Origin of the sequence: Hyphomonas sp. (genome assembly GCF_041398465.1) — a bacterium.
In the GTDB taxonomy this organism is placed as follows: Bacteria; Pseudomonadota; Alphaproteobacteria; order Caulobacterales; family Hyphomonadaceae; genus Hyphomonas.
The window spans coordinates 66807-81155 of record NZ_JAWKUS010000001.1 but is presented as its reverse complement, the minus strand read 5'-3'; the positions used below and the strand labels follow the sequence as shown (position 1 = coordinate 81155).

At 62.8% G+C, this 14349-nt stretch carries 11 protein-coding genes; 10 read left to right on the top strand and 1 reads right to left on the bottom strand.

Going from position 1 to position 14349, the window contains the following annotated elements; all coding sequences use genetic code 11:
- Positions 1 to 23: 23 nt before the first annotated feature.
- The 3 genes from ptsP (at position 24) to ispG (ending at position 4514) form a co-directional block, all read left to right on the top strand.
- Entirely contained in the window at positions 24 to 2288 is a 2265-nt protein-coding gene (ptsP, locus tag R3C98_RS00390; protein WP_371312123.1) for a phosphoenolpyruvate--protein phosphotransferase, read from the top strand.
- A gap of 91 nt (positions 2289 to 2379) precedes the next feature.
- Entirely contained in the window at positions 2380 to 3297 is a 918-nt protein-coding gene (locus tag R3C98_RS00385; RefSeq protein WP_371312122.1) for a helix-turn-helix domain-containing protein, read from the top strand.
- Positions 3298 to 3380: 83 nt separating this feature from the next.
- Positions 3381 to 4514 carry a flavodoxin-dependent (E)-4-hydroxy-3-methylbut-2-enyl-diphosphate synthase gene (gene ispG / locus R3C98_RS00380; RefSeq protein ID WP_371312121.1) on the top strand — a complete coding sequence of 378 codons (1134 nt, stop codon included), beginning with the start codon at positions 3381 to 3383 and terminating at the stop codon, positions 4512 to 4514.
- A gap of 21 nt (positions 4515 to 4535) precedes the next feature.
- Here ispG and R3C98_RS00375 read toward each other — a convergent pair whose 3' ends face one another.
- Positions 4536 to 5732 carry an acyltransferase family protein gene (locus tag R3C98_RS00375; RefSeq protein WP_371312120.1) on the bottom strand — a complete coding sequence of 399 codons (1197 nt, stop codon included), beginning with the start codon at positions 5730 to 5732 and terminating at the stop codon, positions 4536 to 4538.
- Positions 5733 to 5923: 191 nt separating this feature from the next.
- On the opposite strand from R3C98_RS00375, the gene R3C98_RS00370 reads away from it, so the two are divergent.
- The 7 genes from R3C98_RS00370 (at position 5924) to clpB (ending at position 14294) form a co-directional block, all read left to right on the top strand.
- Positions 5924 to 6760 carry a LytR/AlgR family response regulator transcription factor gene (locus R3C98_RS00370; RefSeq protein ID WP_371312119.1) on the top strand — a complete coding sequence of 279 codons (837 nt, stop codon included), beginning with the start codon at positions 5924 to 5926 and terminating at the stop codon, positions 6758 to 6760.
- 84 nt (positions 6761 to 6844) lie between these two features.
- Positions 6845 to 8131: an alpha/beta hydrolase family protein gene (locus R3C98_RS00365; protein ID WP_371312118.1), complete on the top strand. Its 1287-nt coding sequence runs from the start codon at positions 6845 to 6847 to the stop codon at positions 8129 to 8131.
- 50 nt (positions 8132 to 8181) lie between these two features.
- On the top strand, positions 8182 to 8616 hold the full coding sequence (locus R3C98_RS00360; RefSeq protein WP_371312117.1) for an MAPEG family protein: 435 nt from the start codon (positions 8182 to 8184) through the stop codon (positions 8614 to 8616).
- Between the two features lie 51 nt (positions 8617 to 8667).
- Entirely contained in the window at positions 8668 to 9744 is a 1077-nt protein-coding gene (prfA, locus tag R3C98_RS00355; RefSeq protein WP_371312116.1) for a peptide chain release factor 1, read from the top strand.
- 14 nt (positions 9745 to 9758) lie between these two features.
- The gene (gene prmC / locus R3C98_RS00350) at positions 9759 to 10613 is read left to right on the top strand and encodes a peptide chain release factor N(5)-glutamine methyltransferase (protein WP_371312115.1); all 855 of its coding nucleotides are present in this window, start codon (positions 9759 to 9761) and stop codon (positions 10611 to 10613) included.
- A gap of 199 nt (positions 10614 to 10812) precedes the next feature.
- The gene (locus tag R3C98_RS00345; protein ID WP_371312114.1) at positions 10813 to 11484 is read left to right on the top strand and encodes a DUF4167 domain-containing protein; all 672 of its coding nucleotides are present in this window, start codon (positions 10813 to 10815) and stop codon (positions 11482 to 11484) included.
- A 194-nt stretch (positions 11485 to 11678) separates the two neighbouring features.
- Entirely contained in the window at positions 11679 to 14294 is a 2616-nt protein-coding gene (clpB, locus tag R3C98_RS00340; protein WP_371312113.1) for an ATP-dependent chaperone ClpB, read from the top strand.
- The last annotated feature ends 55 nt before the right edge of the window (positions 14295 to 14349 follow it).

The following is a 14349-nucleotide window of genomic DNA, read 5'->3' as shown; positions in this document are numbered from 1 at the left end:
GCGCCTGCGACAAGCAGGACTAGATGGCCTACAATCTACCTGCCACACGTCTGCTGATGAACCGCCTCCGCCAGATGATGGCAGAGGACGGGGAAACACGTTCACGTCTCGACAATGTGGTCCGGCTGATCGCCTCGACCATGGTGGCGGATGTGTGCTCGATCTACCTGCGGGATCGCAGCGGCCAGCTGATCCTGATCGCCACCGAAGGCCTGAAACCGGAAGCGGTCGGCAACACCCGGCTCGGCGCCACTGAAGGTCTTGTTGGCCTCGTGTCCCGTCGGGCAGAGCCGATGGCCATCCAGGATGCTCCGCGCCATCCTTCCTTCTCCTACCGCCCGGAAACGGGGGAGGACCCTTTCCACGCCTTCCTGGGTGTTCCGATCCTGCGCGGCGGCCGGGTGATCGGCGTGCTGACCGCCCAGAACCGGACCGAGCGCGTCTTTGGCGATGAAGAGATCGACACGCTGCAGACCATCGCCATGGTGCTGGCGGAGATTGTCGACCGGATCGACCCCGAACACCTCGAAAATGGCAATGGGCATGAGCGGACCCGTAATCCGGCCTCATTGCGCGGCCGGGTGTTCTGCGAAGGCCTCGGTTATGGCCGCGCCGTGCTGCATGACCCGGTCGTGCCGGCCGCGAAATTCTTTGCCAGCGATCAGGAGGTCGAGGCGGACCGCCTGACCAGAGCGCTGGGCGGCCTCAAGAAGTCGATCGACCGGATGATGGCCATCGACGGCGCCGTGCTGGGGGATGACCCGCGCGACGTGATGGAAACCTACCGCCTGCTGGCGCATGACCCATCCTGGGCCGAGAAGCTGCAGGAAGGTGTCCGCTCGGGTCTCTCGGCTGAAGCCTCGATCGACCGGGCTCGCCGCGAACACCGCGCCCGCCTGCAAAGTGCGCGCGATCCGTACCTGCGCGAACGGCTGCACGACCTGGAAGACCTCGACAACCGGCTGCTGCGGATCCTCGGCGGTGATGAAGGCCGCCCGGTGATCAGCGAGGAACGCAGCGTCCTGGTCGCCCGTCGCCTCGGTCCGGCGGAGTTGCTGGAATATGCGAATGCGGGCCTGCGCGGCATCCTGATGGAGGAGGCGGCGGCCTCTTCGCACGCCGCCATCGTTGCACGTGCACTCGGCATTCCGACGCTGGGCGGCATTGAAGGCCTGACAACGCGGATCGACCAGGGTGACTGGCTGATCGTCGACGCGGAGCAGGGGGTGCTGCATGTCCGCCCTGACGATGCGCTCTACGATGCCTACAAGGACCGCGTGGCCCTGCGCTCCGAACGCCAGGCTGCCTATGCGGCGCTGCGCGACAAGCCAGCCCGTACCAAGGACGGCAAGGATCTGCACCTGATGCTGAATGCGGGTCTGGAACTGGACCTCGACACGCTGGACCAGTCCGGCGCGGATGGCGTCGGTCTTTTCCGCACCGAGTTCCAGTTCCTCGTCTCCGAAACGCTGCCGCGGCTGGACGATCAGGTTCAGCTTTATCGACGCGTGCTGGACAAGGCGCCGGGCAAGCCGGTGATCTTCCGCACGCTGGACCTTGGTGGCGACAAGGTGTTGCCGGCGCTGAACCTGCAGCGGGAGGAGAACCCAGCGCTGGGCTGGCGGTCCATCCGTTTCGCGCTGGATCATCGCGGCCTGTTCCGCCGCCAGCTTCGGGCCCTGATCCGCGCGGCGGGGGAAGATCCACTGACAGTCATGTTCCCGATGGTGACCACGCCGGCGGAGTTCTTTGCTGCCAAAGACCTTCTGATGAAGGAGGTCGAATGGACCTATGAAGCGACCGGCAAACGGCCACGCCACATTGAAGTTGGCGTGATGCTGGAAACCCCGGCGCTTGCCTTCAGCCTGAAGGAACTGGCCGGGGAGGCGGAATTCCTGTCGGTCGGCACCAATGACCTGATGCAGTTCTTCTATGCCGCTGACCGGATGACCCCATCTGTCTCGGATCGGTACGATCTTGTGTCCCCAAGCGCCCTGCGCTTCCTGAAAATGGTCTCCGAAGAGTGCAGGACACACGGAATCCGGATGTCGGCGTGCGGGGAGGCGACCGGATCGACCCTTTCGGCGCTCTGTTTCGTTGCGCTCGGGTTTACCAATCTTTCCATGTCGGCTGGATCGATCGGTCCAGTCAAACGCATGATCAGAAGCCTTGATCTAGCGGCGTTTCGGGCCGATTTCCTCGATGCGCTCGATAAACCGAACGATGCGTTCCGTAACCAGTTGTTAGCTCTTGCGGCTGAACATGGCGTGGAATTGGCGGAAGGTTGATAGATTGGCTCTGTGAGTTAACCTCACTCATGGACCATATCTTGCGCGTTGGTGGGACGACAATCGACCATCACGGCTGTACTGGACGAACATGGCACACGACGACGACACCCTTCACGAGCAGATTGGCCCGGTAACCGGGACCGAAAACAAGCCATTGACCGACACCGAACGCTTCCTGCGCGCCAAGGAGATATTCGAATCCCGCTCCTATGAGGGAGAAGAGCTGCGCATGGGCCAGGTCCTGCGCCGGGTGCGCGAGGTCAAAGGCCTGGAATTGCAGGACATTTCCACCGCGACGCTTCTGCGCAAGGACTACCTCATGTGGATCGAGCGTATGGAAGTCGGTGAGTTGCCCAAGGGCGGCTACCTCACCGCCATCCTCGGCACGTATGCGAAATATCTCGGCCTGCCCGAGAAGGACGTCATTGCGATCTACACCAAGGAATGCGGCGCCGTTCAGGAAGTGAAGGAATCTGCGCCTGTCCCGAAAATGGGCCAGATTGCTGCCGAGCGGGCCCGCTGGCCGCTGGCACTGGCCTCCGCCGCCGCGCTTGTGGCGCTGGCAGCGGGCGCGATCGGCGTGTCACAATTCATGCGGCCTGCCCCGGAAGTCCCGGAATCGGCGGCCATCGTGGCGGTTAACGGTGCCCGTGATAGCCTGTTTGCCGAATCCGAGTCCCAGCGCCCCGTGCCGGACACGCTGCCGCTGGAACTGGCGGCTGTGCGCCAGGGCTGGCTGGAAGTGCGCGGCGCTGACGGCACCATCTTCCGCAGCCGCGTCATGGCGGCAGGCGAAACCTATTTCCCGCGCCTGAATGCCGGCTGGACCGTGTCTGCCCGTGACGGCGGCGCGTTCGAGTGGCGTGTCGGTGACATCGTGGTCAGCCCGCTGGGCCCGGACGGCGCGGAAGTGTTTTCCGTCAGCGTCGACGAACAGCTTGCCCGCGCCGCAGAAGTTTCCGCCCCGGCCATGGCGGCCAATGGCGGCAGCCGCGCGACCCGCTGAGGCAGTTGAAGTTACTGTAAACGCATTGCCGGATCGGCGCGAACGCGCCATCTAGGGGCCTTAAGGCACCAGAGGCACATGACATGAGCCACAATCCGATCCGTCCCTGGCGTGACATCACGCGGCGCACGTCCCGGCAGATCCGCGTCGGCGATGTCTTGGTCGGCGGGGATGCCCCCATCGCCGTGCAGACGATGACCAACACGCCGACCGAGGATGCGGCCGCCACCATCGCGCAGATCCAGCGCGCGGCCGAGGCCGGCGCCGACATCGTGCGTGTGTCCTGCCCGACGGAAGAGGCGACCGCCGCCATGCCGGAAATCTGCCGGGCTTCGCCTGTGCCGATCGTGGCTGACATCCATTTCCACTACAAGCGCGGCATCGAGGCGGCAGACGCCGGTGCGGCGTGCCTGCGGATCAATCCCGGTAATATCGGGTCAGAGGCCCGCGTGAAGGAAGTCGTCGCGGCGGCTCGCGCCAATGGCTGTTCCATCCGGATCGGCGTCAATGGCGGCAGCCTTGAGCGCCACCTGCTGGAGAAATACGGCGAGCCATGCCCGGACGCGATGGTGGAGAGCGCGCTCGACCATGCTCGCATTCTCGATGACCTTGGCTTCCACGAATACAAGATTTCGGTGAAGGCCTCCGACATGTTCCTGACGGTCGCGGCCTATCAGCAACTGGCCGAAGCGACAGATGCGCCGCTGCATCTTGGCATCACCGAGGCGGGCGGGCTTCGTACGGGTACGGTCAAATCCTCGATCGGCATGGGCGCGCTGCTCTGGGCCGGGATCGGCGACACGATCCGCGTCTCCCTTTCTGCCGATCCGGTGGAAGAGGTGAAGGTCGGCTTCGAGATGCTGAAGTCGCTTGGCCTGCGCACGCGAGGCGTGAACATCGTCGCATGCCCAAGCTGCGCGCGGCAGGGCTTCGACGTGATCAAGACGGTGGAGATCCTGGAACAGCGCCTGTCGCACATCCATGAACCGATTTCGCTGTCGATCATCGGCTGCGTCGTGAATGGCCCCGGCGAAGCGGCGCTGACCGATCTCGGCTTTACCGGCGGCGGCAAGGAAAGCGGCAAGATGTTCGTGGCCGGACGGCCGGATCACAATGTCTCCAATGCCGACATGATCGAGCACATCGTCGAACTGGTCGAGCAAAAGGCCGAACGCCTGCGTGCCGAACGCGAAGAGGCAGACGTCGCGGCTGAGTAGCCGCGACCTGACCCTTTCTGCCTATTGTGCCGGCACAGGCACAGCTGCCGCCTTCGCTGCAGGCTTCAGGCCGAATAGTGGCCGCAGGAAGCCGACGCGGCGGATCACCAGTTCGTGGAGCAGGGCGCAGCCGCCGAAGGTGGCAAGGATGACCAGCGGTGCCTCGACCCAGACGCTGAGGCCCTGACGGGTCAGCCAGTAACCGGCCATGACGGTGATCGTCTGGTGAAGGATGTACCAGGGGAAGATCGCCTCGGTCATGTAGGTGAGGGCGCGGCTCGGCCGGTTGAGGTAGCGCTGGGCGAGGCCGAGCAGGGCCGCGATGGCGAGCCAGGCATAAAAGAGCCGTGCCATGTGTGCCGGCCAGACGAGCCAGCCCCACTCAGCAGAGTCCGCAATCGCGCCCCAGTTCGACCAGATCGGGGTCAGCACGGCGCCGAGCACCAGCGCACCGGCGATGGCCACGGGCATGGCGCGGCGGATCGCGTTCCAGAAGTGACGGTCTTTCGCCAGCAGGAAGCCGATCATCAGCATGGTCACGCTGTGGGCATGATTGGCCCAGTCGTTCGTCAGGGCGTGGGTGGTCTCGAAATAGGGATCGAGGGAGATGCGGTAGAGCATTTGCGGCAGGGCAGGCATCAGCAGGGCGACGGCCGGTCCCCAGCGGCCCTCGAACAGGAAGGCCGTGATGCGGTCGCCCTTGCCGGTCATGAAGCGGGCCAGCGGCCGCGCGACCGGGGCCAGCATCAACGTGTAGACCAGCAGGTAAACGACATACCAGAGATGGTTCCAGGTCGGCGTCGTGATCGAGAAGTCCGAACCGAAGTCGAGGTAAAGCGGCCAGAACTTCCAGAAGCTGCCGGTGAACTCGCCATTCTCTACGAGTTGCAGCCAGCTCTGCGGGGCGACGATGACGATCATGCCGAACAGGATCGGCAGGCCGAGGCGGACAATCCGTTCGCGGGCGAGCGTCGATCCGCCCAGCTTGTCCGCCGCAAAGCGGAGCGCCACGCCGGAGATCAGGAAGAGCAAGGAGAGGCGCCACGGGTTCAGCAGCCGCATCGCCCATTCGGCCTCGGGGCCGGAATGGACGCTTTTCACGTGCCAGTCCCACGACACGTAGAACATGCCGGTGTGGTAGAGAATCAGCAGGCCGAAGGCGATGACTCTCAGCCAGTCGAGATCGTAGCGGCGGGGGAAGGCTTGTGTCTGGGGCATGGTAACTCCTGTTCGTTGGAGCGCAGACTGCGGATCCGCCCCGGTCACGTCATCCGGCATGGGGTGTGGGGCAGACCGGCGGGACAAACGGCCCGTCCCGGGGACGAATGGCGGCCCTTGGGGACGAAATTCGACACCCGCTCTTCCGGTTGGCGCGTGAGTTGTGGCACCACACTGCGATGACGACTGACATGAAACATCCCGAATTCGAGGCGGATCACCGGGCGGACCGGCGCACCTGGCTGGTCTTCGCGGCGTTCATGCTGGCTTCTTATTTCGAGAAAGCCCTGTCGGATCGCCACGAATTCTTGCGGGCAGGATCGGAACATCCGGATTTGCCCTGGCTCACCCAGGCGACGTCGCATGTGGTCATCGTGGCCATGGTGCCATTCATCACCACCATGCTGAGCCGGTTCCCGATGTCGGCTGACCGGTGGCGCCCGAATTTGGCGATCCATGCGCTGGGGACAGTCGCGTTCTCTGTGGTGCATATCCTGCTGATGGTGATGCTGCGGAAACTGCTGACGCCGATGGTGTTCGGTTTTCCCTACAATTTCGGTCTGACGGACCTGTCGTCATGGCTCTACGAATACCGGAAGGACGTGCTGACCTATGCGCTGATCGCGGCGATCTTCTGGATGAACCGGGTGGTCGAGCAGCGCACCCTGGAAACGGAAGCGACCCGCACCGAAGCAAAGGACCGTCACCGGCTGACCCTCAAATCCGGCGGGCGGACCTTCTTCGTGAATGCCGATGACGTGATCTGGGCAAAGGCTGCGTCCAATTATGTGGAAGTCGGCACCCCGGCGAAGACGCATCTGGCGCGTATGACGCTGACAGAGCTGGAACGTCTGCTGGAAGAGGCCGGCGATCATCATGCGCGCGTCCACAGGTCCTATATAGTCCATCTTGATCATGTCTCCGTCATCACGCCGACAGGGGAAGGGGACGCCGTGATCGAGCTGGACACGGGCGAAACCGTGCCGGGCTCGCGCCGCTACCGCGACCGCTATGCGCCAGCGGGATAAGCACTATTTCGTGAGTGGACTGGCCGCCGCGGGGAATATCGCTAGGTTCACCGCGCTGAGGCAGCTCACGAACAAAGGTCGCCGATGATCCGCCCCATACTCTGGTTCCTGGCCCGCCTGCCGCTGCTGGTCCTGATCTTTGTGGTCGCGCTGGTCATGTCGAGCTGCACCATGCTGGGCATGAACTATGCGAGCCTCGAAACCGCCAACAAGCCCGCCCCATCGCCCGCGCTGGATGTGCCTGCCATCACAATAGAGGGCAGCCCGGCGCGCGAGACGCTGAAGCGCAAGTTTGAAGACGTGCTCTACGGCCCATGGCCCGCCGGCATGCCGGTCAGCTTCGGTGACTGGCAGATGATCGATCCGGAATACCTGGACGGCCGGGGCACGCTGGAAGAAGTGGAAATCACGATCGGCAGCGGCGAGGGCGCGCGATCCTTCATGCTGGTCACCGCCTTTCCGAAGGTGTCCGGCCCGGTGCCTGTCGTGATCAGCCAGACCTTTGCCGACACGTGCTCCGTCTTTCCGGACGAGCCCGTCACCAATGCCGACGGCGAGATCTGCGACGGCAGCATGATGGAAGGCTTCCCCGGCTGGGCGGCGACGCAGATCTTCGGCACCTATATCGCGCTCGCCCCAGTCGAGCGGTATTTCGATGCAGGCCTCGCCTATGCGAGTTTCTATGCGTCCGATTTCATCCCCGACCGCAAGAAACAAGCGCCTGAAGCGATGGCTGCACTCGGCGGGCCGGTAAACCCGACCTCCGCCCTGATGGCCTGGGCCTACAGCTTCTCTGCCGCCGTCGACGTGCTCGATGCCGACCCGCGCATCGATCCGAAGGCGATTGGTGTGATGGGCCATTCCCGGCACGGCAAGTCGGCGCTGATCGCCGCGGTGTGGGACCGGCGCATCGCGGCGGTTGTTGCACACCAATCGGGCTTTGCCGGTGCTTCGTTGTCGCGGTCGCAAACCGGGGAGCGGCTCGACCGGATGGCAAAAGAGTACCCGCACTGGCTGGCGCCGGAAGTTCAGGACTGGGTGGACCGGCTGGACGAGATTCCGGTCGACCAGCACGAATTGCTGGCGCTCGTTGCGCCGACGCCGGTTCTGCTTGGCAATGGACGCCGGGATGTCTGGTCGGACCCCAATTCTTCCTTCCGGGCGGCGGAGGCGGCAAGCGCCGCCTATGAGGCAACCGGGCATGCGGGCCTGACCGCCACCGGCATGCGGGATTTCGATCCGGCAGCCGGGATTTCCTGGTGGCTGCGCCCCGGCGGGCACAGCGTCGTTTCGGAAGACATCGATGCGTTCACGGTGTTCCTGCACACGCACCTGGTGGGGGAAGGCCCCTCACAATACGCTGTTCACTAGCGGCGAAGCACCGTAAGCATAAGAAAAACAGTGCTTAGGGAGGGCACCCCATGCCAATCAACGTTGATTTTCTTTACCCCGTTCTCGCCCTTGTGGTCTGGACTTTGGTCATGTGGCTCTGGATGTACGCGACGCGTATTCCGGCGATGCAGAAGGCGCAGGTCAATCCAGACGATGCGCGCCATCCCGGCACCTATGGTGACAAGCTGCCGGCGAATGTCCGGTCGGTGGCCGACAACTACAACCACCTGCACGAGCAACCGACGATCTTCTACGCCCTGATGTTCTTTGCCGCGCTGACCGGTGGGGCGGACAATATGGCGACTTACCTCGCCTGGGCCTATGTCGGCCTGCGGGTGGTGCATTCCTTCGTGCAGATCCTGTCGCCGAAGGTGACGCAGCGTTTCATGATGTTCGCGTTGGCTTCGCTGGTCCTGTTCATTCTGGCCGGCAAGGAAGTCGTGCGCATCCTCACGCTGCCATAGACCGCCTGAAGGGGCTTACCAGTTGCCATAAACGGCTCTAGAGAAGCCGCCATGGCAAGCATTTCAAATTCCCGCCTCGAGCAGGTGATCGATCGTTTCGAGGAAGTCGAGGCGCGCATGGGCGCGACCTCCGATACGGCCGAGATTATCGCGCTGTCGAAGGAGCATGCAGAACTGAAGCCCGTCGTCGAGAAGGCGAAGGACCTGCTGAATTCCCGCAATGGCCTGAAAGAGGCCCAGGCGCTGGCCTCAGGCAGCGACAAGGAAATGGCCGAACTGGCCGAGATGGAAATCGAGGAGCTGAAGGAAAAGCTGCCTGAGCTTGAGCAGGAAATGCAGATCCTCCTCTTGCCGAAAGACGTCGATGATGCGGCTGACATCGTGCTGGAAATCCGCGCGGGAACGGGCGGGGACGAGGCGGCCATCTTTGCTGGTGACTTGTTCCGCATGTATTCACGCTATGCCCAGCTGATGGGGTGGAAGGTCGATGTGGTCGATGCTTCGGTGGGCGATGCAGGCGGCTACAAGGAAATTGTCTGCAACGTCTCCGGTGACGGCGTGTTCGGCCACATGAAGTGGGAAAGCGGCGTGCACCGGGTTCAGCGTGTCCCGGCGACCGAGACGCAGGGCCGGATCCACACGTCCGCCGCGACGGTCGCTGTGCTGCCCGCGCCGGAAAACATCGAGATCGACATCAAGCCGGAAGACATCCGTATCGATACAATGCGCTCCTCCGGGGCAGGTGGCCAGCACGTCAACACGACGGACTCTGCTGTGCGCATCACGCACCTTGCGACCGGCATCATGGTGACCAGTTCCGAGAAGTCGCAGCACGTGAACCGTGAAAAGGCGATGGAGCAGCTGAAGATCCGTCTCTACGAAAAGCAGCGGGCTGAAGCCGATGCCGAGCGCGCCGAAGCACGCGCCAGCCAGATCGGCTCCGGCGACCGTAGCCAGAAAGTGCGGACCTACAACTATCCGGAAAACCGCGTGACCGATCACCGGATTGGCCTGACGCTCTATTCGCTGGATCGGATCATTTCGGGCGACAAGTTGCAGGATGTGATCGAGGCGCTGATCACCGAAGACCAGTCGCGCAAACTGGCCGCCATGGAAGCGGCGGGCTGACGGCGGGCGCTGACGTGAGAACCTACAAGGCGCTTCTCCGTACAGGTACGCAGGACCTGCGGGAGGCTGGCATCGAAGACGCCGGCCATGAAGTGCGCCGGATCATGATGGCTGCGTCCGGTCTTTCCCGCACCGGGCTGATTTCTGTTGAGATGGATGAAGTGCCGAACCAGGTGGCCGATCGTTTTGCGGGCATGCTCCGTAAACGGCAGGCACGCCAGCCGCTGCAGCACATCCTCGGCACGACAGAATTCTATGGCCTGGAACTCCTCTGCGATGCACGTGCGCTGATCCCGCGGCCGGACAGCGAGGTCGTCGTCGAGGCCGCCTTGCACCTCATCCCGGAAGGGGAGGCGATGACAGTCGCAGACCTGGGCACCGGGAGTGGCTGCCTGCTGGCTGCGATCCTTGCGAACCGGCCGAAGGTGCGCGGTATCGGAGTTGAGGCAAGCCCGGAAGCGGCAAGCCTTGCCCGGGAAAACCTCTCCCGCCTCGGCCTTGAGGACCGCGCGTCGGTGTTCGAAGGCAGCTGGGCAGACTGGCAGGACTGGTCTTCCGCCGGCCTGGTCATTTCCAACCCGCCCTATATCGCCAGTGCGGAGATCGCTTCGCTTTCGCCTGAGGTGCGCACCCACGATCCGATGGCGGCGCTGGATGGCGGGGATGACGGGCTTTTCGCCTATCGCGAGATCATCAAGCTCGCCAGCGGAAACCTGAAACCTGGCGCCTGGCTGGTTTTCGAGATCGGATACGATCAGAAAGAAGCCGTCTCCGGATTGCTCGAAGCGGCAGAATTTTCCGAATTTGGGTCATCAAAGGACCTTGGCGGAAATGATCGTGCTGTCTGGGGCCGGAAACCCGAAAAGTGATACTTACATTTTCGCTTGGCGGCCAAGGCATTACAGGATAGAAGAATCGTGTGAAACGAGATGAGCGGGTTCCACAGGTTTCCCTCTTCGATCACAGGAATCGCGCAAAAACACGGGGCTGTGGCCAGCTAAACAAAGGGCCAGCGCGACGGGACTGCCTGCACAGAACTAGCAGGCGCATGAACATGGGACTGACTTCATGAAACGCTCACGCGGGCGCAACCGCCGGTCAGGCGGCAACAACCAGAACAATTTCAACAACCCGAACCGGCATTTTGAATCTGTTGGTCCGGATGTGAAAATCCGTGGGTCTGCCCAGCAGGTGCTTGAAAAGTACCAGCAGTATGCGCGCGACGCTCAGACCAGCGGTGACCGTATTCTCTCTGAAGCCTATTTTCAGTTCGCCGAACATTACCAGCGGATCGTTGCCAAGCAGCAGGAAGCGCGTGAGCGACAGCAGCAACAGCGCGGCGGCAACCGTGATGAGCGCGACCAGAACCGCCGCGACAATTCCCGCAATGACGGGGACGACAACTCGAATGAGTCCGGCAATGACGAGTCTGAGAAGATCGAGGCCAGCGTCGAGCGCCGCGACGCCCCGTCCAGGCAGGACGACGGCAGTGACGATGCCATGCGCGTCATCGATGAGGAAAATTCGTCCGAGGAGTCCAACGCGTCTTCGGAGGATGACGACAGCGAAGAAAAGCCCAAGGGCCGCCGTCGCACCACCCGCCGGAAGACCTATAAAAGCCAGGACAATGACGGCTTGGATGATGCAGATCCGTCCGACGGTGTCCTGAAGACCGTGTCCCGCGGCCGCCGCAAGGCGAAGGACGAAGAGGCGGAGACTTCCGCCGAGGCCACAGATTAAGGCCGAAAGTCCCATGAGACAGATCAGCCCGGTGTGCCACAGGCCGCCGGGCTTTTTTCTTGTGTGAACCTTCCCGCCGCAGGGGAGTTGCAAGACCGGAATCCGTTCCCACATTGACTGTGAAGGACAAAGGCGCTGCCGCTAAGCGGGGTGCCGGGATCCCGACCAAATCTGCCTTTGAAAGGGGATGATACATGAATATTGAACAATATACCGAACGCGCCCGGGCCATTATCCAGGGAGCCCAGACCGCCGCACTTGCCGCCGGTCATCAGGTTCTGACACCGGCGCATGTCCTGAAAGAAATGCTGGAGGATCGCGACCAGATGGCCGTGAACCTCATCCGTGCGAGCGGCGGCCGGCCGGAACTTGTTGTGCAGGGCATCGACACGGCCCTCGGCAAGATTCCGAAAGTCTCCGGTTCCAATACCGGCCTGCGACTGGAGCAGGCTGGGGCCAAACTGTTTCAGGATGCCGAAGCCGGCGCCAAGAAGGCGGGCGATGCCTTTGTGACGACCGAACGCCTTTTGCTGGCGATTGCCGGTCTTTCCGGTGATCCGGCCGCAGACGTTCTGAAGAATGCCGGCGTGACCCCGAAGGCGCTGGAAGGGGCGATTGCCCAGTTGCGCCAGGGTCGCACGGCCGACAGCGCCAATGCCGAGGAAGGCTACGAAGCGCTGAAGAAATATGCCCGCGATCTGACCCAGGATGCGCGCGACGGCAAGCTCGACCCGGTCATCGGCCGCGACGAGGAAATCCGCCGCACGATCCAGGTGCTGTCGCGCCGGACGAAGAACAATCCGGTGCTGATCGGTGAACCGGGTGTCGGTAAGACCGCCATCGCCGAAGGCCTTGCCTTGCGTATCGTCAATGGCGATGTGCCGGAAAGCCTGAAGGACAAGAAGCTGCTTGCCCTCGACATGGGCGCATTGATTGCCGGTGCGAAATTCCGCGGTGAATTCGAGGAGCGCCTGAAAGCTGTGCTGAATGAAGTGCAGCAGGCTGAAGGTGGCATCATCCTGTTCATCGACGAGATGCACACACTGGTCGGAGCCGGGAAGGGCGATGGCGCAATGGACGCCTCAAACCTCCTGAAGCCTGCGCTCGCCCGCGGCGAGCTCCACTGCGTGGGTGCCACCACGCTCGACGAATACCGCAAATATGTCGAAGGCGACCCGGCTCTTGCCCGCCGCTTCATGGCTGTGTTCGTGGATGAGCCGACCGTGGAAGACACGATCTCGATCCTCCGTGGCCTGAAGGGCCGCTACGAGGCGCACCACGGTGTGCGCGTGTCGGATGCGGCAATCGTTTCGGCGGCCACGCTGTCGAACCGCTACATCACGGACCGTTTCCTGCCGGACAAGGCGATCGACCTGATGGACGAGGCGGCTTCCCGCCTGCGTATGCAAGTCGACTCAAAGCCGGAAGAACTGGACGAGATCGACCGCCGCCTGCTGCAGCTGAAGATCGAAGCCGAAGCGCTGAAGAAAGAGAAGGATGCGGCCTCGAAAGAGCGTCTGAACACGCTTGAGGAAGAGATTGCAGAACTACAGGCGCATTCGGATGAACTGACGACGGCATGGAGTGCCGAGAAGAACAAGCTGAAAGGCGCTGCTTCTGCGAAGGAACAGCTCGACCGGGCTTATGCCGAAATGGCGGAAGCCCAGCGCCAGGGCGACCTCGCCAAGGCGTCCGAGCTGAAATTCTCGACCATTCCGCAGCTGGAAAAGCTGATCCAGGATACGGAAAGCAGCGAAGATGGCGGCGGCGGTGTCGTCTCCGAAGTCGTGAAGCCTGAAGACATCGCAGCGGTCGTCTCGAAGTGGACGGGCATTCCCGTCGACAAGATGATGGAAGGCGAGCGTGAAAAGCTGCTGCATATGGAAGACGCCCTGCGCAAGCGGGTCGTCGGCCAGGACCCGGCACTGGAAGCCGTGTCGAATGCCGTACGCCGCGCGCGTGCCGGCCTGCAGGATCCGAACCGCCCGATCGGCTCGTTCCTGTTCGTCGGTCCGACCGGTGTCGGTAAGACGGAGCTGACCAAGGCGCTCGCCGAATTCATGTTCGACGACGACACAGCCATCCTGCGGCTCGACATGTCGGAGTTCTCGGAGAAACATTCCGTGGCCCGACTGATCGGCGCGCCTCCCGGCTATGTCGGCTATGATGAAGGCGGCGTGCTGACCGAAGCTGTCCGCCGGCGCCCTTATCAGGTCGTGCTGTTCGACGAGGTCGAGAAGGCTCACCCGGACCTGTTCAACACGCTGCTCCAGGTGCTGGACGATGGCCGCCTGACGGATGGCCAGGGCCGGACCGTGGACTTCAAGAACACGATCATCATCATGACGTCGAACCTCGGCGCCGATGCCCTTGCCTCTGGTGAGGAAGGGGACATCTCCGAGGGCGCGAAGGACGCGGTGATGAGCGCCATCAGGGCGCACTTCCGGCCGGAATTCATCAACCGGATCGACGAGATTGTCTTCTTCAAGCGGCTGGGCCGCGGCGAGATCGACCACATCGTCGATATCCAGATGGAGCGCCTCGAAGGCCTGCTGAAGGACCGGAAGATGAAGCTGGAGCTCAGCCTCGATGCCCGCAACTGGCTGGCTGCCAGAGGGTATGACCCTGTCTACGGGGCCCGCCCGCTGAAGCGCGTGATCCAGAAGGAACTGCAGGACCCGCTGGCCCGGTTGCTGCTGGAGGGCCGGATCCATGATGGCGAAACCATCACGATCGGCGTGGAGGGCGACCAGCTGGCGATCAATGGCGTCCCGAACGACTTCGCCAAGGGCGCCGCTGCGCTGAACTAAGCGGCATCACATCAAACGAAAACGGCGCAGGGAAACCTGCGCCGTTTTTATTTTG